Raw genomic sequence first — 24567 nt, 5'->3', positions numbered from 1 at the left:
ATTACGCCTGCAAACATAAAGCAAAGAAGATGAAGAAACTTGTATATATACTCATTGCAACTCTGCTTCTGGCAGCCTGCTCCACCACTAAGCACCTGCCCGAAGGCGAAGTGCTCTACACCGGACAAAAGCCGATGATAGTGGAGAACCGGTCTGTGACTTCGGTCGGTGTGACGGCAATGGAAGAAGTGGAAGCAGCCCTTGCTAAAGCTCCCAACAACTCTCTGCTTGGTAGCTCCGAATACCGTATACCTTTTCCTTTCGGATTGTGGGTGTACAATGGTTTCAGTAAGTATAAGAAAGGTTTCGGCAAGTGGATATTCAACCGCTTTGCCGCTACTCCTGTGTTCTTGTCCACTGTCAATCCGGATATTCGTCAGAAAGTAGCAACCAATATCCTGCACGATTACGGTTACTTCAACGGTACAGTCAGCTATCAAACCTTTGTCAATCCCAAGGACAGTCTGAAAGCTAAGTTGCAATACACCGTCGACATGCGCAACCCGTACTTCATTGATACCGTTTATTATCGCGGTTTCAACGATACCACTATGCGCATTATCAATCTGGGGCGTCGCCGCTCCCTCATCAGCCCAGGCGAACAATTCAACGTCACCGACCTCGATGGCGAGCGCACCCGTATCAGTGGTCTGCTGCGCAATATGGGCTATTACTATTTCCGTCCCGACTATCTGACTTATCAGGCAGACACAACACTTGTCCCCGGCGGGCACGTCAGTCTGCGCATGATACCTGTTCCCGGTTTACCGAAAGACGCCGAACGGCCTTTCTTTGTTGGAAATACCAATTTCTATCTTCATGGTCCGCAGGGGCAGATGCCCAATGATAGCCTTTATTATAAGACTTTCTGGATACACTACTACGATAAACTAAAAGTACGCCCCAATATGCTTTATCGCTGGTTGCACTATCAGGGGTACCAGAGAAAACGTCAGGAACTGGATAAAGGAGGCATGCGCCATCGCCCGGACAAATTGTACAGCCAGTATCGGCAGACCCGTATCCAGGAGCGTTTGGCTAGTGTGGGTATTTTTCGCTATCTGGAGATGCAGTACACGCCTCGCGATACGGCACTCGTTTCCGATACTCTTGACGTGAATATCCGCGCCATGCTGGATAAACCGTACGATGCTGAGTTTGACTTCAACGTCACCATGAAAAGTAATAATCAGACAGGTCCCGGTGCCGCCTTCACCGTAACAAAAAACAATGTCTTCGGTGGAGGCGAAACCTGGAATGTGAAAGTAAATGGTTCTTATGAATGGCAGACGGGTAAAAACAGTAGTTCGTTGATGAATAGCTATGAGTTGGGGGTATCCTCTGCACTTACTTTCCCACGCATCGTCTTTCCCCGTATGGGCGATAAGGAGTATGACTTTCCGGCTTCCACCACTTTCCGTGTCTACATAGACCAGATGAACCGTGCTAAGTACTACAAGTTGCTCGCCTTTGGTGGAAATGTTACGTATGACTTTCAGCCTGTGCCTACTCGTAAGCATAGCATCACGCCCTTCCAGTTGACATTCAATGTGCTTCGTAATCCGACTGCAGCTTTTGATACCATACAGGCTCAGAATCCTGCACTTTACATCAGCCTCCGTAATCAGTTTATTCCCAAGATGGAGTATACTTATACCTATGATAATGCCTCTCTCCGTGGCGTGCGTAATCCTATCTGGTGGCAGACTACGGTTGCTTCTGCCGGTAACCTGACTTCTTTGATTTACCGGGCATTTGGAGAATCGTTCAGTAAAAAAGATAAGAAACTGCTGGGGGTACCTTTTGCTCAGTTCCTGAAGTTGAACTCGGAATTCCGCTACCATTATCGGATAGACAAGAATCAGATGATTGCTTCCCGCATCGCGGGCGGAGTAATCTGGTCGTATGGAAATGCTACGACTGCACCTTATACCGAGCAGTTCTATATCGGTGGTGCCAACAGTATCCGTGCCTATTCCGCTCGTAGCATCGGGCCCGGTGGTTATCCGCCTGATAAGGAGAAGAAGTATTCTTACATCAATCACGTGGGTGACATCCGTATGGAGGCAAACGTGGAATATCGTTTCCGTATTCTTGGTGACTTACACGGTGCTGTCTTTCTTGATGCCGGTAATGTCTGGCTGATGCGTAAGGATGATGCCAGGCCCAATGGAGAGCTCACTTTGAAGAATTTCCCGAAACAAATTGCTTTGGGCACAGGTGCTGGTCTTCGGTACGACCTGGATTTCCTTGTGTTCCGTTTGGACTGGGGTGTGGCACTGCATGATCCGTATGAAACAGGAAAGAAGGGGTACTATAATATTCCGAAGTTTAAAGATGGTATGGCATGGCATTTTGCTATTGGTTATCCGTTCTAATGGTAAGTTTTGTACAATAGAGCTAAATTATGAACTAATTGTCTACCTTTGTTGACTATATTTTTTGTAATTTTGCCAGCGTAATCAACAGTGATACACTAACCTATTTTTAATAATAACTAATATGAAACCAACTTTATTCTTATTGGCGGCCGGTATGGGCAGCCGTTATGGTGGCTTGAAGCAATTGGACGGACTGGGGCCGAATGGCGAGACTATTATGGATTATTCTATTTATGATGCCATTAACGCTGGATTCGGTAAGCTTGTTTTCGTTATCCGTAAGGATTTTGAGAATGACTTCCGTGATAAAATCATCTCCAAATACGAAGGTCACATTCCGTGCGAACTGGTATTCCAGTCTATTGACGACCTACCCGAAGGCTTCACTTGTCCCGAAGGTCGTACCAAACCCTGGGGAACGAATCATGCTGTAATGATGGGTGCCAATGTAATTAAAGAACCGTTTGCAGTAATCAACTGTGATGACTTTTATGGTCGTGACTCTTTCCAGGTAATGGGTAAATTCCTTTCTGCACTGCCGGAAGGTTCAAAGAATGTGTATTCTATGGTAGGTTTCCGTATTGGCAATACTTTGAGTGAAAGCGGCACCGTATCTCGTGGCCTTTGCGGCACGGATGCCAACGGTTTGTTGACTTCTGTTGTGGAACGCACCAAGATTCAGCCTATGGATGGTGAAGTGAAATATATGGATGACAATGGCGAGTGGGTAGCTACTCCCGAAACGACTCCGGTAAGTATGAACTTCTGGGGCTTCACTCCCGATTACTTCGGTTACAGCTGTGAGTTCTTCAAGGGCTTCCTGAGTGATCCGAAGAATATGGAGAACCTAAAGAGTGAATTCTTCATCCCGTTGATGGTGGATAAATTGATTCAGGACGGCACTGCTACATGTGAAGTTCTTGACACTACAAGTAAATGGTTCGGCGTGACTTATCCTGAAGACCGCCAGAGTGTTGTAGATAAAATCCAGGCTTTAGTGGACGCAGGAGAATATCCTGCCAAGCTATTCTAAGCGTGGAGACTTTGCGAAAGCAATTTAAAATTAGGAATGAAAGGGAGTCATCGTGAGATGGTTCCCTTTTTTAAAGTCGTATGCTTGCTTCGCAGGCCTCGGCTACGGCAGGATGGTGTGTGATGAAGATAAAGGTTTTACCTGTACAGTCTTTGCGCAGGTTTTTTATTAATTGCCGCTCGGTTTCGGGGTCGAGGGCGGAGGTGGCTTCGTCTAATAACAAGATATGTCCCGGGCGGAGGAGTGCGCGGGCAATGGCAATGCGCTGTGCTTGTCCTTCGCTGAGGCCGCCACCTTGTTCGTTGAGGCTGGTATCAATGCTTTGCGGAAGGGAAAAGACAAAGTCGGCACAGGCGGTACGGAGCGACTGGAGCATCTCGGTTGCCGTGGCGTGAGGATTACCCATGAGGAGATTGTCACGGATAGTACCACTGAAAAGGGTATTTCCTTGGGGGACATAGACGAAGTTGGCACGTGTTTGTGGGGAGATTTCGATAGTTGAGAGTTCGGGTAGAGCTGTGTTGGCGGATGAAGAGTTATGGTTGCCTGTAGGGACTAAAAGTCTTTCGCCCATGAGTGTGATGCTTCCTTCTTGCGGGGTGGTGAGGGCGAGTAACAGACGGATAAGAGTGGTCTTACCGGCGCCCGTCTCACCTAAAACAGCGGTACAACTTCCGGCGGGGAAGTTGCAGGAGAAATGATTCAATATCGGGCGGTCTCCGGGTGAATAACTGAAAGTAATATCCTTTAGTTGCAAATCCGGAGTTTTTACAAAGAACTCCGATTCTCCAGTCGTTTCGACAGGCAGTTCTTCCAACTCCATTAATCGCTCCACGGCAGTAAGCGCGTTGATAAACGAGGGTAGCAGGCGTGAAAGGTCGAGGGCAGGGCGTTGCACTTTGCCTACTAATTGCAGGAAAGCGGTCATCGTTCCGAAGGTGATGCTGCCTGTGCTAAGGCGGGCGGCTCCCCAAAGAAAAGCGGTGAGATAGCCGCCGGAGAATGCGAAAGCGACCAGTGTGCGTGCTGACAATGAAAAGCGCGTGCGTCCGAATACTTGGCTGCGGAGTGCATCTTGCAAGTCATCCAGTTTATCGATATGCCGTTCACCCTGTTCCAGTGTTTTGATAACGGTGCGGTGTTGCAGGCTCTCTTGGATGACGGACTGAATACGGCTGTCACTTTGCCGGATTTCCCGGGTATAGCGGTGCATGCGTTTCATGTAGAAACGGCTGCCCAAAAGGAAGATAGGTAGGATTCCTACAACTACCCACGGCAGGGATGGGTCGAGCAGACAGAAGAAGATGAATGCTGCCAGCAACTGGACAACGGTGACAATGAAAGCGGGAATAGTTCCGGTCAGTAATCCTACGATGGCGGCAGTGTCCTGCTCCACCCGGTTTACGATGTCTCCGGTGTGGAAACGTTCCAGTTCGTTCCAGCGGCTTTGCAGCAGTCGGGAGAAAAGACGGTGGCGCAAGGCATTTCCGGCTTCTACCTGCATACGAGCACTGAGCCAGGTGTCAGCGGCACTGCAAAGGAGCTGTGCTATCAGTAGGGCGATGGTGAGGATGGCGGCATGAGTCAGGCTTCCGGTTGCGGCATCTGTAGCAATGTCAATGACAATTTTGGAGGCGTAGATAAATGCAAGAGAGACAGCTACACCGATAATTCCGGTGAAACAGGAGAGGAGGATACATCCCCGTTGTCCGTGGGAGACTTCCCAGATGTATTTTAGCTGCGCTGTCTTCATGCTTTATCTTTTTAGTATGATTTGCTGCACGGAAAAAGTGTGTAGCATCTCCTTATTCTATGATTCCGGCTTTCAACCAGTCCTTTATTACTTGGCGGGCATCGCATGCGGCGGTGTCGGCTTCCACTTCGTAGTGTTCCGTGAGGTAGATGGTGAGCATTTTGACATCGAACTCTTTTCCTTCTACGCTTTTCCATAGTCGGGCGGCTGTGGGATTCAGACTGATGATGTTACTGAAATCTACATTGCCGGTGCCGCTCTGCATGATGATGTATTCGTCGCCGACTTGGTGGAGGGTAAAGCCTTTCTTGATTTTCATGGATGGTATATTTATTAATGTTAGATTCTTCTGAATATAGCCAGCAACCAGCGTCTTATGGGCATCAACTTCATCCACCAGAAGGAGTATCGCTGCCAGGTTCGTCCGCTGCAAGGATATTCTTTGTCTTTGCGGATGGCGGTAATCATGATTCCCATGACGTCTGCTACGTTGGCCTGTTCGGTTACTTTCAGGTTGCCGTCGCCCAGGAGTGTCAATTCCTGTCCGTTGCGGCGGATGATACGGTGGAAGACGATGCGCCCCAGACTTTCCCTTGCCAGGACAACAGCACCCCGTTGCAAGTCTGTTTCAGTGAAGGGACCTACGACGATGCGGTCGCGGCGGTCCACAAGAAAGGGATTCATACTGTTGCCACGTATGATTAACGTCACCGTGTGTCCTTCGCTGATGAGGCGTGCCACTTCAGGGAGTAATACCTCGTTGGGGATGATTCTTTTTTGTTCGTTGTTTATCATTTGTTTACTTGATGGTGTTGAAACTTAGTTCGGCTGCTGCCTTGTCGGGCAGGCATTTCAGATGGTAGACCGGCAGGTTGGCGGCAAGAAGTTTCACGGTCTCTATAACGCCATTGTTCAGTTCTTCCGCTGCTTTTAGGCAGGAACAAGAGGGTAACAGGGAGGCAAATGCACGTGCTGCTCCTTCTTTCTTTATGATATTCTCCGGTGCCTGTTCCAAGCGGACGAATGCGCCTACCAGAACAGAATCGTTCTTGTAGCAAGGCGTCTTTCCACTCCAGGGCGAGCCGTATACGATGGCTTCTCCGGTTTCCTTATTAAAGTGCACGATAGGGTTATCATCATTCAGCAGCTCGCAACCGGGAATATTTTCCAGCCACAGCCGGGTGTGCGTACTCTTTCCTGTTCCGCTTTTTCCCAAGAAGAGGTAACCTTTTCCATCTTTCTTGATGACGGAAGCATGCATCAGTACGGTATCGATGCAGGCAGTCTTGAAGGCATATACCATCATCAGTATATTGTTGAGTACGAATGCATCTGCTTTCGTTGCGTGAAGAGACAATGTGCCTGTGGCAAAGCCGGAGTGGAAATAAGCTGAATACTCTTTTGTGTCGTTTGGTGCAAGGATGGTGATGAGATATGAATCGGTGCCGGACATTGCGCTGATTCTGCATGTAGCGCCTTCCCACTCGAATTCTACGAGCTGGTGGTATTGCGAATAATCTTCCTCGTTGATGTCTTTTTCCGGTTTAATGTTGAGCGAGAATATTATCTTATTCTTGCTTTCCAGAGATTCTTTCTCCGATAGCAGGAAGTGACTCAGAGAAGGAATAAGTTTCTCTGACTTCCAGTCCGGAATAGAAGATGAAGTGCCGAACAGGCAGGGACCTACCCGGAATAGTTGCACATTGCGTTCCTCTTTCATTCTTTTTTGTATAGTAATTGGGTTGCTGTTTGTTATGTACGACGTAAAGGTAGATGTATTCTTCTAATTTACCAAAGCTGCCGGAAGGATAATTCATCAGAAAGTTATATCTCTACATCTGTTGTCTATTACTATGCCTCGATTCTCAGTTTGAACAGATAAAATACTCCATTACTCAGTATTTATAAGTCAGCATGATGCGTCCTTCTGAGGTGTTAGAAAATACATTGTCGTAATACTTGTATTTCGTATCACGTGTGTAGTTCATAAATGTACCTGTCAGATAGAGTTGTTTCCGCAACCTCGCATCCAGACGAATCCCCACAGCATGGAGGATAGCCCGTGATTTATCGCCCTGGGCATTTAGTGTTTTCGGGTCTGCATGATTCCAGTCTATATCTTTGGAATATCCCTTCCAAGTGAACAGGTGATAGAGTTCGTAGATGGTAGTTATTGAGAAACGGTCTTTATAAGTGAAATTAAAGTTGAGTTTACTGCTGTAGCCGCTTGCCAGGTTATAGATGCGCTCGTCTACTTTGTAATAGTCGCTGAGCGCACCACCCAGTAATATGGCATTCAAATAAGCATAACCGTCTATTGCCCAGTTTCTTTTCAGATTCCTTTTGTAGATAAGTCCGCCACCTACCGAGGCAGGAGTACAGAATTTATAAGGTACCTTTGCTGAAACAGCTGATATTGTATCCGAATCATAGTAGTCAAAATGTTGGTACAGTCCCAGGCTCAAATAATGCTTCCGGTTGTTTACTAATTCTTTGGCCATCAAGCGTCCGATAATATTTACCTGTCCCAATATGGGTTGTTCTGCCTGCCAGTTCAGATTTGCTTCTATGGAGAAGTAATCGTAAGGTTTCGTATCCTTTACATCGAAGCGGTCGCCGTACTCGATATTGATTTCGGTTGCCAATCCCATACCCTTGTCCAGAATCTCATCTTTCAGTTCAAGCGTACGTATACCTGCAGAGACTTCTATGCTTACATCGGGCACTCCGAACTGTTTGCCCGAAGTGGAACGGCGTCTCCATGCGTCCCCGTTGATAATACGGGTCAGTCCGCGCATCGGAGATACCACAAATGCGGCAACTTCCAGTCCAAAACGTGACCATCCTGTTTTCCGATCGTCAAGGATAAGGTCGGACATGCGGTAAGTGACTTCTCCTAATGCCATACCTCCGATGGGAGTGGCTATGATGTCATTGGTGGAAGGATATTCGTTTTCCATAAACATCTCCCACATGAAGCTTCCACCGAAGGCAAACAGCCCGGACTGCCAGTAATTGTATCCGTTGGACCGGGCCGAGTTGTAGTACAGATTGCCGTGATAGGGGTGCATGAACATATTGGTGCCCATAGCATCATTATCCCACACAAAACCATGCTTGATGTTGTTCTTGATGGTATTTAGATTGATGTAAGCGAAATCGGCTTTGCGGATATAACGGTCGAAGGCCCAGACACCCATATTGATTCCGAACACCATGGTTCCTGCACGCAGTCCATGTTTTGGGGCGTAGAAAGCGATGTCGAGTGAGTCGGCAGGTTTCGGGGTGGCTATCCGACGGCGGATGGCAAGCTGAGAGTAAGCAAAGTCTATGGCTATCAGCAGCGTGAACAGAATTAATAGTGTTTTTTTCATGATGCAAACATAAGGAAATTTGTTAAGTTGCAGATATCGTTTTTTTCGGAAAATATCTCTGAATCTTCTTCTTTTAACCAACCAACTGTCAGAAATGTTGTATTGGATGTCTTCTTTCTGACTATAATTTGAAGACAAACTGCCGAAAATCACTACCTTTGCAGTCTTGAACGCTAAATTTCATTGACACTATGATATCAGTAGAAGGACTGAAGGTGGAATTCAACGCCACGCCTTTGTTCGAAGACGTCTCTTACGTTATCAACAAAAAAGACCGTATCGCCCTGGTGGGTAAGAATGGTGCGGGTAAATCTACCATGCTTAAAATATTGGCTGGCTTGCAACAGCCCACTTCCGGCGTTGTCGCCGTTCCCCGTGAATGTACTATCGGTTATCTGCCTCAGGTAATGATTCTCAGCGATAATCATACCGTAATGCAGGAAGCTGAACTTGCTTTCGAACACATCTTCGAGATGCAGGCAAATATCGAACGTATGAATCAGCAGCTTGCCGAACGCACCGATTACGATAGCGAGGATTACCATAAACTTATTGATCGTTTCACTCACGAGAACGAACGTTTCCTGATGATGGGTGGGACTAATTTCCGTGCCGAAATAGAACGGACACTGCAAGGCTTGGGTTTCAGCCGTGAGGACTTCGATCGTTCCACCAGTGAATTTTCCGGTGGTTGGCGTATGCGTATCGAATTGGCAAAGCTCTTGCTTCGCCGTCCTGATGTACTGTTGCTCGATGAGCCTACTAATCACCTTGACATTGAGAGTATCCAATGGCTGGAAAACTTCCTCTCTACCCGTGCCAATGCGGTAGTGCTGGTAAGTCACGACCGTGCTTTTCTCAACAATGTCACTACACGCACCATCGAAATCACCTGTGGACAGATTTATGACTACAAAGTGAAATACGATGAGTTCATCGTGCTGCGAAAAGAGCGCCGCGAACAGCAACTCCGTGCCTACGAAAACCAACAGAAGCAGATAGAAGATACTGAAGCCTTCATCGAACGCTTTCGCTATAAGGCTACGAAAGCCGTGCAGGTACAAAGCCGCATCAAGCAGTTGGAAAAGATAGACCGCATCGAAGTGGATGAAGAAGACAACTCGGCACTGCGCCTGAAGTTCGTATGTAGCAGTCGAAGTGGGAGTTATCCTGTCATCTGTGAGGATGTTGCCAAGGCTTATGGTGACCATGTCATCTTCCATGATGTGAATCTAACCATTAACCGCGGTGAGAAAGTGGCATTTGTAGGCAAGAATGGTGAAGGTAAATCTACCCTCGTAAAGTGCATTATGGAAGAAATCACGGATTATAGCGGGAAACTGACTTTAGGGCATAATGTTCAAATAGGTTATTTTGCCCAGAACCAAGCACAATTACTTGATGAAAGTCTTACGGTATTTGACACCATCGACCGCGTGGCGGTGGGGGATATTCGCACGAAGATACGTGATATTCTCGGTGCTTTCATGTTCGGTGGCGAGGCTTCCGATAAGAAGGTAAAAGTACTTTCAGGTGGTGAACGTACCCGTCTGGCAATGATTAAGCTTCTGCTGGAACCGGTGAACTTCCTGATACTGGACGAGCCGACCAACCACTTGGATATGCGCTCGAAGGATGTACTGAAAGATGCTATCCGCGAATTTGACGGTACGGTGATATTAGTCAGCCACGACCGTGATTTCCTTGACGGACTTGCGACTAAAGTATATGAGTTTGGTGGTGGTGTTGTGAAAGAACACCTCGGCGGCATCTACGACTTCTTGCAGAAAAAGCAGATAGAAAGCTTGAATGAGTTGCAGAAAGCGCCGACACTTTCGGCTTCTCCCTCCAATGGGAAGGATAGTGCCGATGCTGTTATGCAGTCTTCCGGCGCCAAACTCTCTTATGAAGAGCAAAAGGAACTGAATAAGAAGCTCAAGAAACTGGAACGCCGTGTTGCTGATTGTGAAGAGGAGATAGGGCAGACTGAATCTGCCATTGCCATCCTCGAAGCAAAAATGGCAACTCCCGAAGGCGCTTCGGACATGGCACTCTACGACCAGCATCAGAAGTTGAAACAACAACTCGACTCCGTGATGGAAGAGTGGGATGCCGCCTCTACTGAACTGGAAGAAGCGCGTAGTAACCAATGACATGTATCAACCAATTTAATAATACGAGAATGAGATTTACCAAGTATTTACCTTTCGCTGCAATTTGCCTTATGATGGCAGGATGCGGTACGGGCAAGCAGAAGGCTGAATTGACAGCCGGCATCAAACTTGCCAATCTTGACACGACTGCCCTTCCGGGAAGCAGTTTTTATCAGTACGCCTGTGGCGGTTGGATTGAAAACCATCCACTTTCGGCCGAATATTCCCAGTATGGCTCTTTCACCGAACTTGCCGAGAACAATCGCAAGCAGATACAAGGTCTGATTGAAGAGCTTGCCGTTACCCAGCATGAAGCTGGCAGTGTGGCTCAGAAAGTAGGCGACCTTTACAAAATTGTTATGGACAGCGTGAAGCTGAATAAGGAAGGTGTTGCTCCCATCAAAGCCGATCTGGAACAGATTGCCGCTCTGAAAGATAAAAAAGATGTCTATGCTCTGCTGGCTAACCTGCGCAAGCAGGGTATTGGTGCTTACCTCGGAATGTATGTTGCTGCCGATGAAATGAATAGTAACGAGAATGCCGTACAAACTTACCAAAGCGGTTTGAGTATGGGTGAACGTGACTATTATCTGGCTGCTGATCCCGCTACGACTGCTATCCGCGATGCTTTCCGCACTCATGTGCAGAAGATGTACCAATTGGCAGGTTTTGACGAGGCTACTGCCAAGAAAGGCATGGAAGTAGTGATGGATGTGGAAACCCGTCTTGCCAAAGCTTTCCGCTCTCGCACCGAACTGCGCGACCCGCATGCCAACTACAATAAAATGAGCATGGAAGAGATAAAGAAGAATTATCCCACTTTCGATTGGGACGCTTATCTGTCAGAGCTTGGCTTGAAGGATGTAAAAGAAATTATCGTAGGCCAGCCCGCTTCCTTGGCCGAGGCTGCCAACATTCTGGATACATTGCCTGTTGACCAGCAGTCTCTCTACCTGCAATGGAAACTGATTGATGCCGCCGCCAACTTCCTGAATGACGAAATGGCTCAACAAAACTTCGACTTCTACGATCGCACCATGTCTGGAACACAAGAGATGCAGCCCCGCTGGAAGACGGCTGTTTCTGTTGTCAGCTCTGCGCTGGGTGAAGCTGTGGGACAGATGTATGTAGAGAAGTATTTCCCTGCTGCTGCCAAAGAACGTATGGTAACGTTAGTAAAGAATCTCCAGGCAAGTCTGGGCGAACGCATCAATAACCTGCCTTGGATGAGCGATGAAACCAAACTGAAAGCACAGGAAAAATTGGCTACTTTCCACGTAAAGATTGGTTATCCTGATAAGTGGAAAGATTATTCCACACTTGAAATCAAAGATGATTCATACTGGAATAACATCAAGCGTGCCAACTTGTGGGGCTTTGCCGAAATGGTTGCGAAAGCCGGCAAACCGGTGGACAAGGACGAATGGCTGATGACCCCGCAAACCGTAAACGCTTATTACAATCCAACAACGAACGAAATCTGTTTCCCTGCCGGTATCCTGCAATACCCCTTCTTCGATATGGAAGCTGACGATGCCTTCAACTACGGTGCCATCGGTGTAGTAATCGGTCATGAAATGACACACGGATTCGACGATCAGGGACGCCAGTACGACAAAGACGGTAATCTGAAAGATTGGTGGACAGAAGAGGATGCCAAGAACTTTGAAAAACGTGCCGATGTGATGGTTGCTTTCTTCGACAGCATCGAAGTGGCTCCGGGTGTACATGCCAACGGACGTATGACATTGGGTGAGAACATTGCCGACCACGGCGGTTTGCAGGTTTCTTTCCAGGCATTCAAGAAAGCTACGGCTGCTGCTCCGCTGGAAGTAAAAGACGGTTTCACTCCCGAACAACGTTTCTTCCTTGCCTATGCCAATGTTTGGGCTAACAATACCCGTCCCGAAGCCATTCTGCAATTAACGAAGATGGATGTGCACTCTTTGGGTAAATGGCGTGTAGATGCTGCGTTGCCACACATTGCAGCATGGAACGAGGCATTCGGTATTACTGAAAAAGACCCGATGTTCGTACCGGTAGCAGAACGCGTCTCTATCTGGTAATTACTGCCACCGCGTTGGCAAAACTTTGCCACCGTGATGGCAAGACTTTGCCAATGCGATGGCAAGACTTTGCCACTACGTTGGCAAAAATGCTCTGATAACGCAATGATATTCAGAGTTCCTACTTTACGAAAGATAAAGCAAAAGGTAGTAAATCCTAAACAGGATTGCTACCTTTTTTAATTATACCTAATTTATTGTGTTTGAGTATATGGGCAAATAAACATTTTTAGTACCTTTGCACATCAAATCGTTAATACGCAAATCCATGTCTGAAACAAAAAAAATTAAAACCGCTCTGGTATCGGTTTATCATAAGGAAGGTTTGGATGAAATCATTACCAAACTGCATGAAGAAGGAGTAGAGTTTCTGTCAACCGGCGGAACTCGTCAGTTTATAGAATCCCTGGGTTATCCCTGTAAGGCAGTGGAAGACCTGACAACATACCCCTCTATCCTGGGAGGACGTGTGAAAACCTTGCACCCGAAGGTGTTCGGTGGTATTCTTTGCCGCCGCGGACTGGAACAGGATATGCAACAAATAGAAAAATATGAAATTCCCGAAATAGACCTCGTTATCGTCGACCTGTATCCGTTTGAAGCTACTGTGGCTTCCGGTGCCGATGAAGCATCTATCATCGAGAAAATTGATATAGGTGGTATCTCTCTGATACGTGCCGCTGCCAAAAATTTTAATGATGTAGTGATTATAGCTTCTCAGGCTCAATACCAGCCGTTCCGCGACATGCTGATGGAACACGGAGCTGCTACCTCTATCGAAGAACGCCGTTGGTTCGCCAAAGAGGCGTTTGCTGTTTCTTCCCACTATGATTCGGCCATTTTCAACTACTTCGATGGTGAAGAAGGTTCGGCATTCCGTTGCTCTGCCAACAATCAGAAGACTTTGCGTTATGGAGAAAACCCGCACCAGAAGGGTTACTTCTACGGAAATCTGGAAGGAATGTTCGACCAGATTCATGGAAAAGAGATTTCTTACAATAACTTGCTTGATATCAACGCTGCCGTTGACCTGATAGACGAATTTGAAGATATAACGTTTGCCGTATTGAAACATAACAATGCTTGCGGTCTGGCTTCACGCCCCACGGTGCTCGAAGCATGGAACGATGCATTGGCAGGCGACCCGGTATCTGCTTTCGGTGGTGTGCTCATCACGAACGGTGTGATTGATAAGGAAGCTGCTGAGGAAATTAACAAGATTTTCTTTGAAGTAATTATCGCTCCCGACTACGATGTGGATGCACTGGAAATATTGGGACAGAAAAAGAACCGTATCATTTTGGTTCGTAAACCGACCACATTGCCGAAGAAACAGTTCCGCTCATTGCTGAATGGGGTATTGGTTCAGGATCGTGACTTGAACATCGAACAGCCGGAAGATTTGAAGACAGTAACCACCAAAGCTCCTACTGCACAGGAAATAGAAGATATGCTCTTTGCAAATAAGATTGTGAAGAACAGTAAATCCAACGCCATCGTACTGGTAAAAGGCAGACAATTGCTGGCAAGCGGCATAGGACAGACTTCACGTGTGGATGCTTTGAAGCAAGCTATTGAAAAAGCTAAGAATTTCGGTTTCGACCTGAAAGGTGCCGTAATGGCATCCGACGCTTTCTTCCCTTTCCCCGATTGTGTGGAAATTGCTGGAGGTGAAGGTGTGACTGCCGTTATCCAGCCGGGTGGCTCGATTAAAGACCAACTCTCGTTCGACTATTGCAATGAACATGGCATCGCAATGGTGACTACGGGAATCCGTCATTTTAAACACTAATATTCAAATATCAATTATTAAGTATTAAATATTAATTCAGTGTGGTCGAAGAGTGATAGCGCCGTCAATTAATATTTAATATTTAATATTTAATACTTAAAAACAATGGGATTATTCTCTTTTACGCAAGAAATAGCGATGGACCTTGGTACCGCCAATACCATTATCACAACCAATGGCAAGATTGTGGTGGATGAGCCTTCGGTGGTAGCTCTCGATCGTCGTACCGATAAGATGATTGCCGTGGGTGATAAGGCAAAGATGATGCACGAAAAGACCCACGAAAACATACGTACCATCCGTCCGCTCCGCGACGGTGTAATTGCCGATTTCTATGCTTGCGAGCAAATGATACGTGGTCTGATAAAGATGGTGAATAACCGTAGCCGTCTGTTCTCTCCTTCGCTTCGTATGGTAATTGGTGTCCCCTCGGGTAGTACTGAAGTAGAATTGCGTGCCGTACGTGACTCTGCCGAACATGCCGGCGGACGCGACGTTTATCTGATTTTCGAACCTATGGCTGCCGCTATCGGTATCGGTATCGACGTGGAAGCTCCGGAAGGTAACATGATTGTAGATATAGGTGGTGGTTCTACTGAAATTGCCGTTATCTCTTTGGGTGGTATCGTAGCCAACAATTCTATCCGCATTGCCGGTGACGACTTGACTGCTGACATCCAGGAGTACATGAGCCGCCAGCATAACGTGAAGGTCAGCGAGCGTATGGCCGAACGTATTAAGATTAATGTGGGTGCTGCCCTGACCGAACTTGGTGAGGATGCTCCGGAAGATTATATCGTTCACGGTCCGAACCGTATCACGGCCCTGCCTATGGAAGTGCCCGTATGCTATCAGGAAGTGGCACACTGTCTGGAGAAATCAATCTCCAAAATTGAAACTGCTATCTTGAATGCGTTAGAAAATACACCTCCCGAATTGTATGCCGATATCGTGCATAATGGTATTTATCTGGCAGGTGGTGGTGCATTGCTCCGCGGACTCGACAAGCGTTTGACAGATAAGATAAACATTCCGTTCCACATTGCCGAAGACCCTTTGCATGCTGTTGCTAAAGGTACGGGTGTTGCATTGAAGAATGTGGATCGTTTCTCATTCCTTATGCGGTAATAAAGGGATATGCGAAATTTACTGAACTTTCTTGTTAAATACAACTACTGGTTCCTCTTTCTGTTGTTAGAGGCAGCCAGTTTTGTTTTATTATTCCGCTTCAATTACTATCAGCAGAGCGTGTTTTTCACTTCTGCGAATAGCGTGGCGGGGAAAGTTTATGATATTTCGGGAGCTATTACTTCTTACTTCCATCTGAAAACAACCAATGAAGACCTGTTGGATCGCAACATGTGGCTGGAGCAGCGGGTGGCATTTCTTGAAAAAACGCTGAAAAATAACGGTATGGACTCTGCCAGATTGTATAGTCTGGAGCGGCTCGAACCGGAAGAATATCAGATATTCAAGGCGAATGTGATTAAGAATAGTTTGAATCGGCTGGATAACTATATCACTCTTGATGAGGGAACCAGTGCAGGTATCCGTCCGGAAATGGGTGTGGTAGATGCCAATGGGGTGGTAGGTATCGTCTATAAGACTTCTCAGCATTATTCTACCGTGATTCCGTTGCTGAACAGTAAATCGAGCATTAGTTGTAAGATTGTGGGCAGTGACTATTTCGGCTATTTGAAGTGGGAATATGGAGATTCTCGTTTTGCTTATCTGAAAGATTTGCCTCGTCATGCCGAGTTCAACCTAGGCGATACGGTTGTGACAAGCGGTTACTCTACAGTGTTCCCCGCTGGAATCTTAGTAGGTACCGTGGATGATATGTCCGACTCACACGACGGTCTTTCTTATCTATTGAAGATAAAACTGGCTACGGACTTCGGAAAGGTGAGTAATGTGCGGGTAATTGCCCGTACGGGACAGGAAGAGCAGAAAGCACTGGAGAAGGAAGAGGAAAAGTGATAGAGTGATGAGGTGATAAAATGATAGAATGAAAAAGTGATAAGGGAATAAACTCCCCTTCATTTTTTAATTTTTAATTCTCAATTTTTAATTTTATAAGAGGTGGTCATCAATTATCTGCATAAATTAGGTTGGTTTATTGGTTTGGTGCTATTGCAGGTGCTGATATTGAACAATGTGCATATTGCCGGATATGCCACTCCTTTTCTATATATCTATCTCATACTGAAGTTCGAGTCGGAAACGCCGAGAAATGCCTTGATGCTATGGGCGTTTTTTCTGGGACTGACAGTGGACATTTTCTCGGATACGCCGGGCATGAATGCGGCGGCTACGGTAGCGTTGGCTTTCTTGCGGCCTACTTTCCTGCGATTGTTTGTACCACGGGATACATTGGAGAATATAGTTCCTTCGATAAAGTCGATGGGAATTGCTCCTTTTCTGAAATATTTGGTTGTCAGTGTTTTTGTTCATCATGCAATATTACTTACCATAGAATTCTTTTCGTTCGCCCACATCGGAACGTTGCTACTGAGAATTGTGGCAAGTGCGTTGCTGACTATAACCTGTGTAATGGCTATAGAAGGAGTGAGGAAAAAGTAAAATGGCTAAAGATTACGTACTCGAAAAGCGGAAATTGGTGATAGGTGGGGTGGCGATTGTGATTGTCATCATCTATATTATGCGCCTTTTTGTGCTGCAAGTCATGACTGATAGCTACAAAAAGAATGCAGATAGTAATGCTTTCCTTAATAAAATCCAGTATCCTTCACGTGGTGCGATTTATGACCGCAATGGGAAGTTGTTGGTGTTTAATCAGCCGGCATATGATATTACATTTGTGCCACGGGAGGTGACACAACTCGATACGCTAGATTTTTGCCGTACACTGAATATTACCAAAGAACAGCTTCTTAAGCGAATGGCGGATGTGAAGAACCGCTGGATGAACCCTGGCTACTCAAGATATACGCATCAGGTTTTTATGACGCAACTCTCGGCAGAAGAGTGCGGTGTGTTTCAGGAGAAACTTTTCAAATTCCCCGGTTTCTATATTCAGAGGCGTACGATCCGGCAATATACGTATGATGCTGCCGGTCATGCTTTAGGGGATATTGGTGAAGTGTCAATGAAAGATATTGAGTTGGATGACTATTATATTCGTGGTGATTACATAGGCAAGCAGGGAATTGAAAAGTCTTATGAGAAATATCTGCGTGGAGAGAAGGGGGTTGAGATTCTGCTTCGTGACGCGCATGGACGAATACAGGGACATTATATGGATGGAAAACTGGATCGTTCGTCCGTACCGGGTAAGAACTTGACATTAGGATTGGATATTGAGTTACAGAGATTGGGTGAACGCCTGATGAAGAACAAAATTGGTGCGATTGTAGCTATTGAACCGGAGACGGGCGAGATTCTTTGTCTTGTATCGGCTCCGAACTTTGACCCGCATCTGATGATTGGTCGTCAACGTGGAAAAAATCATCAGATGTTGCAAATGGATAAACAGAAGCCGTTATTGAATCGCGCCATTATGGGATCTTATCCGCCGGGTTCTACTTTTAAGACGGCACAAGCTTTGACTTTTCTGCAAGAAGGAATTATTCAGCCTTCCACATCTTTCCCTTGTTCCCACGGATTTATCTATGGTGGTTTGCGGGTAGGTTGTCACGGGCATGGGTCGCCGTTGCCACTGATTCCGGCAATCGCTACCTCTTGTAACGCTTACTTCTGTTGGGGGCTTTATCGCATGTTTGGTGATCGGAAGTATGGTTCGCCACAAAATGCAATTACAGTTTGGAAAGATCATATGGTTTCCCAAGGATTCGGCTATCGATTAGGTACGGATCTTCCCGGAGAAAAGCGTGGATTTATTCCAAATGCAGGTGTGTATGATAAAGCCTATCGCGGTTCGTGGAACGGACTGACGGTAATCAGTATTTCTATCGGTCAGGGGGAAGTATTGAGTACTCCTTTGCAAATGGCGAATCTGGCGGCTACCATTGCCAATCGTGGTTACTTTATAACACCCCATATTGTAAAGGAAATTCAGGAGGCAGAGTTGGACAGCATCTATCGGGAACGTCGGTATACTTCCATTGATCGCCAGTACTATGAAGAAATAGTAGAAGGGATGCGGGCGGCCGTAACGGGAGTTACCGGAAGTGCTACTTGCCGTATTGCAGGAACTATTCTGCCTGGTGTAGAGGTTTGCGGAAAGACTGGTACGGCGCAAAATCGTGGACATGACCACTCCGCATTTATAGGATTTGCCCCTATGGACAAGCCGAAGATTGCCATTGCTGTTTATGTGGAAAATGGCGGTTGGGGAGCTACTTATGGAGTACCTTATGGTGCTTTAATGATGGAACAATATTTGAACGGAAAGCTTTCGCCTGCCAGTGAGGAACGGGCGGAGGAGATGAGTAACCGTGTTATAATGTATGGTAACGAGGAGAGATAGTATATGGAAATCATTGGATTGGGTGACGATTTGCGTTTATCTGATTCTTATCGTATTCGGATGGTTTAGTGTCTGCGGGGCGAGTTATGACTATGGCGACCGTGACTTTTGGGATTTCTCTACCCGTGCTGGCAAGCAGTTGGTATGGATTGTCTGTTCTTTCGGTTTGGGATTTGTGTTGCTGATGTTGGAAGATGATATCTATGATATGTTTGCCTACTTGATTTATATAGCACTTGCCATATTGCTTGTGGTTACCATATTTATAGCTCCCGATACCAAGGGGTCCCGGTCGTGGCTAGTGATGGGGCCGGTCAGTCTACAGCCTGCAGAGTTTGCCAAGTTTGCCACGGCATTAGCGCTTGCCAAGTATATGAATTCCTATTCGTTCACCATGAAGAACTGGAAGAATATATTGATGATGGTCTTTCTTATTCTACTTCCAATGGTGCTGATTATCCTGCAACGGGAAACGGGTTCTGCATTGGTGTATACTGCATTCTTCCTGGTACTGTACCGGGAAGGAATGCCAGGTGTAGTGTTATTTTCCGGTTTGTGTGCGGTAGTCTATTTTGTGGTGGGTATTCGCTTCGATCAAGTATTCATTGCCGATACACCGACACCGATAGGTGAGTTCGCAGTACTGTCTATGGTACTGTTGTCTGCTGCGGGTATGGTGTGGGTATATAAGAAAAAGTGGGAACCTGTACGCAATATATTATTGGTTACAGTAGGGGGATTGTTGATAGCTTATATTATCTCAGAATACGTGGTTCCATTCAACTTGGTTTGGGTACAGTGGGGATTATGCGTTTTGGTAGTTGGGTATCTTATTTTTCTTTCTTTGAGTGAGCGACACCTCAGCTATTTTCTGATAGGTTTGTTTGCCATTGGCTCTATTGGCTTTCTGTATTCAAGTGATTATTTCTTCAATAAGGTATTAGAACCGCATCAGCAGATACGTATCAAAGTGGTATTGGGTATGGAAGAAGACTTGGCTGGTGCAGGATACAATGTGAACCAGTCCAAGATTGCTATCGGTTCGGGAGGATTGACTGGAAAGGGGTTTCTGAATGGTACGCAGACTAAATTGAAATATGTCCCCGAACAGGATACGGACTTCATTTTCTGCACGGTGGGTGAGGAAGAAGGGTTTATCGGTTCTGCTGCCGTACTGCTTCTATTCCTTATATTGATACTTCGCCTGATAGCTGTGGCAGAACGGCAACCATCCGCTTTTGGCAGGGTGTATGGCTATTCGGTGGTCAGTATCTTCTTGTTCCACCTATTTATAAATGTAGGTATGGTGCTGGGGTTAACGCCTGTGATTGGTATTCCATTGCCATTCTTTAGTTATGGCGGTTCCTCGCTTTGGGGCTTCACTATTCTGCTGTTCATCTTCTTGCGGATTGATGCAGGACGTAAAAAGAGACTTTCAGCGTTTTAATTTAATTCCTATGTCATTGATGCCGGGGAGAACTTCGTCCGGCAGGAGGTGTGTGATTTTAAAGCGGTATTCTCCGGCTTTTCCTATACGAATGCGTCCTGCGGAGAGGGTTGACTGATATAATCCACCCCAACCGTCACCTAGCCAGATTCCTGCACTGTCAGCAAGTTTCAGTTCTAATGTGTCCCTTTTGATGTTCTGGGCTTCCGGGCTGTCGTAATAAATAAGAAGAGGTAGGTTCTGATAAGGATAATTGTTCCGGTTTCTGACTTCTACGGATACGTTGTAGAGCGTAGCGGAGTCTGGAACCATGGCATTGAAGAATAGTGTATCTTTCCTCTGCCACCCTTTCGCGGGCAGGGATTGAAAGGTATGATAGACTGTCTGTTCGTCGCAAGCCATACAGAAGCTTGCGGCAAACAGCAGTATCAAACTCTTTCGGAGAACCGTCTTATGCTTGAGCAGGTTTTTCATTTCCGGCTGGTTTCTCTCCTTGTTGTCTAGGTGGATTATTTGGTCTGGTACCTTTATCATTGCGCTGACCGTTCTCGCGTTGTCCGTCGCCCCGTTCACGATTGTTCCTTGGTGGCTTATTACGTCTGGGCTGATCTCCTTGCTGCCGGTCTCTTTGCGGTTTAGGTTGATCACCTTGCTGCCTGGGCTGGTCGCTCTGAGGTTTGGTACCATTTTGGGGTTTGAAGTCATTTTGCGGACGTTGCCTGGGTTGTTGTTCCGCTGGTTGGTTAGGATTTCCTTTTTTCTTTTTCTTGCGGTTATTATTACCGTTTCCACCACCGTTATTCTCTCCACCGTTTTTTGCCTTGCGGCTACGGTCGAACCGGGTCAGACTTTCTTGTTCCAGTAAGTCTACTGGTTTTTTAGGTTCTACACGGCGTGTCTCTTCTATAAGGCTGTCAGGTTTAGTACCCCGCTTATTCATGCCGATGATTTCGAACGCGCGCTTGCCGCTGATGGTAACCAGATTGGCAGGAATGTTTTTGTCAGTAGAGTAGGTTATCTGGTTGCTGAGAATGTCTGCTTTGAAGAAATAGAATGTACCATCTTTGGTTTCCAGTTCAATTTCTCTGGAAGGAAGGCGTTTCTGAGCTTCTACGTAGCAATCTACTTCATAGTTGAGACAACATTTCAGTTTGGCACATTGTCCTGCCAGCTTTTGAGGATTGAGGGAAATATCTTGATAACGTGCCGCACTTGTAGATACCGATACGAAGGAAGTCATCCAGGTTGCACAACAAAGTTCACGTCCACAGGGACCAATACCTCCGATACGTCCGGCTTCCTGGCGCGCACCTATTTGTTTCATCTCAATGCGTACATGGAAAGCGTCAGCCAGTACTTTGATAAGCTGGCGGAAGTCCACGCGTTCGTCAGCAATATAATAGAAGATTGCTTTATTACCGTCTCCCTGATATTCCACATCACCGATTTTCATATTGAGGTTCAGATTGAGGGCAATCTGGCGGGCACGTATCATCGTACTGTGCTCGCGGTCTTTGGCCTCGTTGTACTTGTCCATATCTACTTGTTTTGCCTTGCGGTAGATACGTTTGATGTCAGCTTCGGATTTGATATTTGCTTTCCTCATTTGTAGCGGAACGAGTCGTCCGGTCAAGGTTACCACGCCAATGTCATGTCCCGGGGTGGCTTCTACAGCTACGATGTCTCCTTTTTCAAGGGGGATATGGTTGCTGTTGCGGAAATAACCTTTACGGGTATTCTTGAATTGCACCTCCACCATGTCGCTTTCTTCTCCGTTTCCGGGGATATCAGCTAACCAGTCGTAGGTGTTCAATTGCTTGTCCTGTCTGCAACAACTTTTGCAACAGAGACCTCCACTTCCGTTATGTAGTTTAAAATCCATTTTTTTATTTATGATTTAGCTATTTACAATTATATATCTGGTTTCTACTGTTTAAGTAGAACAATCATTTTCAATGAAAAATCAAAGAATACCATCCGGGCATTTACGTTCTGCTCAATGTGTATTTGTGCTTCACTCAATTCTTCCATCATTCCTATCACATTCCGTTCATTGATAAAGGGAGCAAAGCGGGTGGCAAAATTCTGCTCGGGCAAAGTCATGTAGTTCATCTCCTTGCTGTGCAGATTGTAGATGAAATTTTCGCGTATCATGCGTTGGGCATATGCCAGAAAATTCTTTTGCCGTTCGCGCCCTATGCTTGCGAGTTGTTCGCTCCATTGCTTCATTTCCCGTATTTTTCGTTGATAGGATAGACGCATGAGGCTGACAAATAGTTCGAAGAATAGTTCATTTTCCTCATTCAGATGAATAGTTTCCAATGCTTTGATAAAGTCACCATTGGCCAGATGTGCCAAGGTGAAACTATCGTTGGGTCGTACACCATATTTCTGTTGCAAAGCATTGGCTATGTCTGTTTCTTCTATCTTGCGGATATTGAAACGTTGTGTACGGCTTAGGATAGTTGGTAAAATCATCTCAGGAGTCTCGGATATCAATAGGAATACTGTCTTTTCAGGTGGCTCTTCCAGAAGTTTCAATAATTTGTTGGCGCAGACTGCATGCATTTTTTCCGGCAGCCATACGATAGTGACTTTGTATCCGCCTTCGCTTGACTTCAAACTGAGTTTTCGTACAATTTCATCGCTTTCCTTTGCGTAGATGATGGCTTGCCCGTTTTCGGCGTCCATCTCATTGAGCCAGTGGTTGAGACTGAAATAAGGACTACTCAATACCAAATGCCGCCAGTCGGCTATATAGTCATTACAAACTTCCTTCTTTCCTTTTTTTACGATGGGGAAGACAAAATGTACATCAGGATGTACCAGTTTGTTCCATTTGACACAAGAAGGGCAGGTGCCGCAAGCATCTGTTTCAGTGCGATTCGGGCAGCAGATGTAACGTGCATAGGCCATTGCCAATGGAAGTTTTCCTACTCCCGATGGGCCGCAAAATAGTTGTGCATGAGGAATACGTCCTTCTCGCACTTCTTGCCTTAATCGCTCTTTTGCGGCTTCCTGTCCTATTACATCTTTGAAAAACACGATATTATTTACGATTTAGTTATTGATTAACGATTGAATTACTTCAACTCTCAACTTATCCATTTTCAACTTTTCCTAGTAGACCTGCTTTGCAACTTCTTTTATACTGTCTACAGCCCCAATGGAGTAGAAGTGGATGCTGGGCACCCCATGTCCCACTAATTCTTTGCATTGCTGTACACACCATTCAATACCCACTTGTTTGGCCTCTTCATCCGTCTTGCATTTCATTGCTTCACGCGCCAATTCCTCGGGTAGATCTACCTTAAAAGTCTTGGGGATCATACTGATTTGTGACATCTTCTTGAATGGTTTGATGCCAGGAATAATGGGGATAGTAACGCCTGCTTTCTGTGCACGTTCCACGAAGTCAAAATATTTTCGATTATCATAGAAAAGCTGTGTGACAGCATACTCTGCCCCTGCTTCCATTTTTTGTTTTAACCAATGAATATCAGTATCAATATTGGGTGCTTCTTCATGTTTCTCAGGATAACACGCCACACCATAAGAAAATGGTGTATTCGTTACTTTCATTTCCGAGCCATCTACGAAGATGCCTTTATTGAAATTGTTGATTTGTTCCTGTAATTCGATGGCGTGGTGATAGCCGTCGCCTTCGGGAGTAAATACTGATTCGTGTTTTGCCTTATCTCCACGCAATACAAGTAGGTCTGTGATGCCAAGGAATTGTAAGTCAAGCAGTACATATTCCGTTTCTTCACGAGTGAAACCACTGCAAAGAAGATGCGGTACTACGGTGATATTGTATTTATTCTGGATAGCACCGGCTACGGCAACAGTTCCCGGACGACGGCGTAAGCGATTGCGCTGAAACAAACCATTGCCCAGGTCTTTGTATACATATTCGCTGCGATGCGTGGTAATATTGATGTATTTAGGGTCAAATTCCCGTAAAGTATCTATGGTTTCGTACAGCTTTTCGATGCCTGTGCCTTTCAGCGGTGGCAGTATTTCAAAGGAGAAAGCTGTCTTCTCATTGCTGTGTATCAGGTCGATAATTCTCATTTCTTTTTCGTTGTCTCTGTTCGGTGAACAAAACTATTTGTACA

Annotated in this window: 19 protein-coding genes; 10 read left to right on the top strand and 9 right to left on the bottom strand. The window is 46.0% G+C overall.

The window, feature by feature from the left end; all coding sequences use genetic code 11:
- Window positions 1-29: 29 nt before the first annotated feature.
- Complete coding sequence (tamL, locus tag HMPREF9447_RS22325; protein ID WP_009132060.1) at window positions 30-2378, top strand: translocation and assembly module lipoprotein TamL; 2349 nt, start codon at window positions 30-32, stop codon at window positions 2376-2378.
- 124 nt (window positions 2379-2502) lie between these two features.
- Window positions 2503-3414 carry a glycosyltransferase family protein gene (locus tag HMPREF9447_RS22320; RefSeq protein ID WP_009132059.1) on the top strand — a complete coding sequence of 304 codons (912 nt, stop codon included), beginning with the start codon at window positions 2503-2505 and terminating at the stop codon, window positions 3412-3414.
- 70 nt (window positions 3415-3484) lie between these two features.
- On the opposite strand, the gene HMPREF9447_RS22315 is transcribed toward HMPREF9447_RS22320, so the two are convergent.
- From HMPREF9447_RS22315 to HMPREF9447_RS22295, 5 genes are all read right to left on the bottom strand, one after another.
- Entirely contained in the window at window positions 3485-5167 is a 1683-nt protein-coding gene (locus HMPREF9447_RS22315; RefSeq protein ID WP_009132058.1) for an ABC transporter ATP-binding protein, read from the bottom strand.
- Window positions 5168-5219: 52 nt separating this feature from the next.
- A complete protein-coding gene (locus tag HMPREF9447_RS22310) occupies window positions 5220-5486 on the bottom strand; it encodes a PqqD family protein (RefSeq protein ID WP_009132057.1) in 267 nt (88 codons plus the stop codon).
- A gap of 20 nt (window positions 5487-5506) precedes the next feature.
- The gene (locus tag HMPREF9447_RS22305) at window positions 5507-5962 is read right to left on the bottom strand and encodes a S24/S26 family peptidase (protein ID WP_009132056.1); all 456 of its coding nucleotides are present in this window, start codon (window positions 5960-5962) and stop codon (window positions 5507-5509) included.
- A gap of 4 nt (window positions 5963-5966) precedes the next feature.
- Window positions 5967-6887 (bottom strand): hypothetical protein, encoded by a 921-nt coding sequence (locus tag HMPREF9447_RS22300; RefSeq protein ID WP_009132055.1) that lies wholly within the window; start codon window positions 6885-6887, stop codon window positions 5967-5969.
- 175 nt (window positions 6888-7062) lie between these two features.
- On the bottom strand, window positions 7063-8541 hold the full coding sequence (locus tag HMPREF9447_RS22295; protein WP_009132054.1) for a DUF3943 domain-containing protein: 1479 nt from the start codon (window positions 8539-8541) through the stop codon (window positions 7063-7065).
- 191 nt (window positions 8542-8732) lie between these two features.
- Between HMPREF9447_RS22295 and abc-f the strand changes: the two genes are divergently transcribed.
- The 8 genes from abc-f (at window position 8733) to rodA (ending at window position 20449) form a co-directional block, all read left to right on the top strand.
- Window positions 8733-10694 carry a ribosomal protection-like ABC-F family protein gene (gene abc-f, locus HMPREF9447_RS22290; protein WP_009132053.1) on the top strand — a complete coding sequence of 654 codons (1962 nt, stop codon included), beginning with the start codon at window positions 8733-8735 and terminating at the stop codon, window positions 10692-10694.
- Between the two features lie 29 nt (window positions 10695-10723).
- Window positions 10724-12760: a M13 family metallopeptidase gene (locus HMPREF9447_RS22285; RefSeq protein WP_009132052.1), complete on the top strand. Its 2037-nt coding sequence runs from the start codon at window positions 10724-10726 to the stop codon at window positions 12758-12760.
- A gap of 268 nt (window positions 12761-13028) precedes the next feature.
- Entirely contained in the window at window positions 13029-14552 is a 1524-nt protein-coding gene (purH, locus tag HMPREF9447_RS22280; RefSeq protein ID WP_009132051.1) for a bifunctional phosphoribosylaminoimidazolecarboxamide formyltransferase/IMP cyclohydrolase, read from the top strand.
- Between the two features lie 105 nt (window positions 14553-14657).
- Window positions 14658-15680, top strand: coding sequence for a rod shape-determining protein (locus HMPREF9447_RS22275; protein ID WP_009132050.1), 1023 nt, complete (start codon window positions 14658-14660; stop codon window positions 15678-15680).
- Window positions 15681-15689: 9 nt separating this feature from the next.
- Window positions 15690-16532 carry a rod shape-determining protein MreC gene (gene mreC, locus HMPREF9447_RS22270; protein WP_009132049.1) on the top strand — a complete coding sequence of 281 codons (843 nt, stop codon included), beginning with the start codon at window positions 15690-15692 and terminating at the stop codon, window positions 16530-16532.
- A 102-nt stretch (window positions 16533-16634) separates the two neighbouring features.
- Window positions 16635-17135, top strand: a complete 501-nt coding sequence (gene mreD, locus HMPREF9447_RS22265) for a rod shape-determining protein MreD (RefSeq protein WP_009132048.1) — start codon at window positions 16635-16637, stop codon at window positions 17133-17135.
- Between the two features lies 1 nt (window position 17136).
- Window positions 17137-19002, top strand: coding sequence for a penicillin-binding protein 2 (mrdA, locus tag HMPREF9447_RS22260; protein WP_009132047.1), 1866 nt, complete (start codon window positions 17137-17139; stop codon window positions 19000-19002).
- On the top strand, window positions 18983-20449 hold the full coding sequence (rodA, locus tag HMPREF9447_RS22255; protein WP_009132046.1) for a rod shape-determining protein RodA: 1467 nt from the start codon (window positions 18983-18985) through the stop codon (window positions 20447-20449). Before mrdA ends, rodA begins: the two co-directional genes overlap by 20 nt.
- Here the strand turns inward: rodA and HMPREF9447_RS22250 are convergent.
- From HMPREF9447_RS22250 to metF, 4 genes are all read right to left on the bottom strand, one after another.
- A complete protein-coding gene (locus HMPREF9447_RS22250) occupies window positions 20438-20923 on the bottom strand; it encodes a gliding motility lipoprotein GldH (RefSeq protein WP_009132045.1) in 486 nt (161 codons plus the stop codon). The genes rodA and HMPREF9447_RS22250 overlap by 12 nt on opposite strands.
- Window positions 20901-22331: a regulatory iron-sulfur-containing complex subunit RicT gene (ricT, locus tag HMPREF9447_RS22245; RefSeq protein WP_009132044.1), complete on the bottom strand. Its 1431-nt coding sequence runs from the start codon at window positions 22329-22331 to the stop codon at window positions 20901-20903. The genes HMPREF9447_RS22250 and ricT overlap by 23 nt, the downstream gene beginning before the upstream one ends.
- Before the next feature lie 44 nt (window positions 22332-22375).
- Complete coding sequence (locus HMPREF9447_RS22240) at window positions 22376-23494, bottom strand: DNA polymerase III subunit (protein WP_009132043.1); 1119 nt, start codon at window positions 23492-23494, stop codon at window positions 22376-22378.
- Window positions 23495-23569: 75 nt separating this feature from the next.
- A complete protein-coding gene (gene metF, locus HMPREF9447_RS22235; RefSeq protein WP_009132042.1) occupies window positions 23570-24523 on the bottom strand; it encodes a methylenetetrahydrofolate reductase [NAD(P)H] in 954 nt (317 codons plus the stop codon).
- Window positions 24524-24567 lie beyond the last annotated feature (44 nt).

The organism is Bacteroides oleiciplenus YIT 12058 (assembly GCF_000315485.1).
Classification (GTDB): Bacteria; Bacteroidota; Bacteroidia; order Bacteroidales; family Bacteroidaceae; genus Bacteroides; species Bacteroides oleiciplenus.
This window is presented reverse-complemented; position numbering and strand designations above follow the sequence as displayed.

What these genes read in the sequence shown, in the direction of transcription:
- tamL (WP_009132060.1), top strand. Translation starts at nt 30, where the DNA reads ATGAAGAAACTTGTATATATACTCATTGCAACTCTGCTTCTGGCAGCC.
- HMPREF9447_RS22320 (WP_009132059.1), top strand. Translation starts at nt 2,503, where the DNA reads ATGAAACCAACTTTATTCTTATTGGCGGCCGGTATGGGCAGCCGTTAT.
- HMPREF9447_RS22315 (WP_009132058.1), bottom strand. Translation starts at nt 5,167, where the DNA reads ATGAAGACAGCGCAGCTAAAATACATCTGGGAAGTCTCCCACGGACAA.
- HMPREF9447_RS22310 (WP_009132057.1), bottom strand. Translation starts at nt 5,486, where the DNA reads ATGAAAATCAAGAAAGGCTTTACCCTCCACCAAGTCGGCGACGAATAC.
- HMPREF9447_RS22305 (WP_009132056.1), bottom strand. Translation starts at nt 5,962, where the DNA reads ATGATAAACAACGAACAAAAAAGAATCATCCCCAACGAGGTATTACTC.
- HMPREF9447_RS22300 (WP_009132055.1), bottom strand. Translation starts at nt 6,887, where the DNA reads ATGAAAGAGGAACGCAATGTGCAACTATTCCGGGTAGGTCCCTGCCTG.
- HMPREF9447_RS22295 (WP_009132054.1), bottom strand. Translation starts at nt 8,541, where the DNA reads ATGAAAAAAACACTATTAATTCTGTTCACGCTGCTGATAGCCATAGAC.
- abc-f (WP_009132053.1), top strand. Translation starts at nt 8,733, where the DNA reads ATGATATCAGTAGAAGGACTGAAGGTGGAATTCAACGCCACGCCTTTG.
- HMPREF9447_RS22285 (WP_009132052.1), top strand. Translation starts at nt 10,724, where the DNA reads ATGAGATTTACCAAGTATTTACCTTTCGCTGCAATTTGCCTTATGATG.
- purH (WP_009132051.1), top strand. Translation starts at nt 13,029, where the DNA reads ATGTCTGAAACAAAAAAAATTAAAACCGCTCTGGTATCGGTTTATCAT.
- HMPREF9447_RS22275 (WP_009132050.1), top strand. Translation starts at nt 14,658, where the DNA reads ATGGGATTATTCTCTTTTACGCAAGAAATAGCGATGGACCTTGGTACC.
- mreC (WP_009132049.1), top strand. Translation starts at nt 15,690, where the DNA reads ATGCGAAATTTACTGAACTTTCTTGTTAAATACAACTACTGGTTCCTC.
- mrdA (WP_009132047.1), top strand. Translation starts at nt 17,137, where the DNA reads ATGGCTAAAGATTACGTACTCGAAAAGCGGAAATTGGTGATAGGTGGG.
- rodA (WP_009132046.1), top strand. Translation starts at nt 18,983, where the DNA reads ATGGTAACGAGGAGAGATAGTATATGGAAATCATTGGATTGGGTGACG.
- HMPREF9447_RS22250 (WP_009132045.1), bottom strand. Translation starts at nt 20,923, where the DNA reads ATGAAAAACCTGCTCAAGCATAAGACGGTTCTCCGAAAGAGTTTGATA.
- ricT (WP_009132044.1), bottom strand. Translation starts at nt 22,331, where the DNA reads ATGGATTTTAAACTACATAACGGAAGTGGAGGTCTCTGTTGCAAAAGT.
- metF (WP_009132042.1), bottom strand. Translation starts at nt 24,523, where the DNA reads ATGAGAATTATCGACCTGATACACAGCAATGAGAAGACAGCTTTCTCC.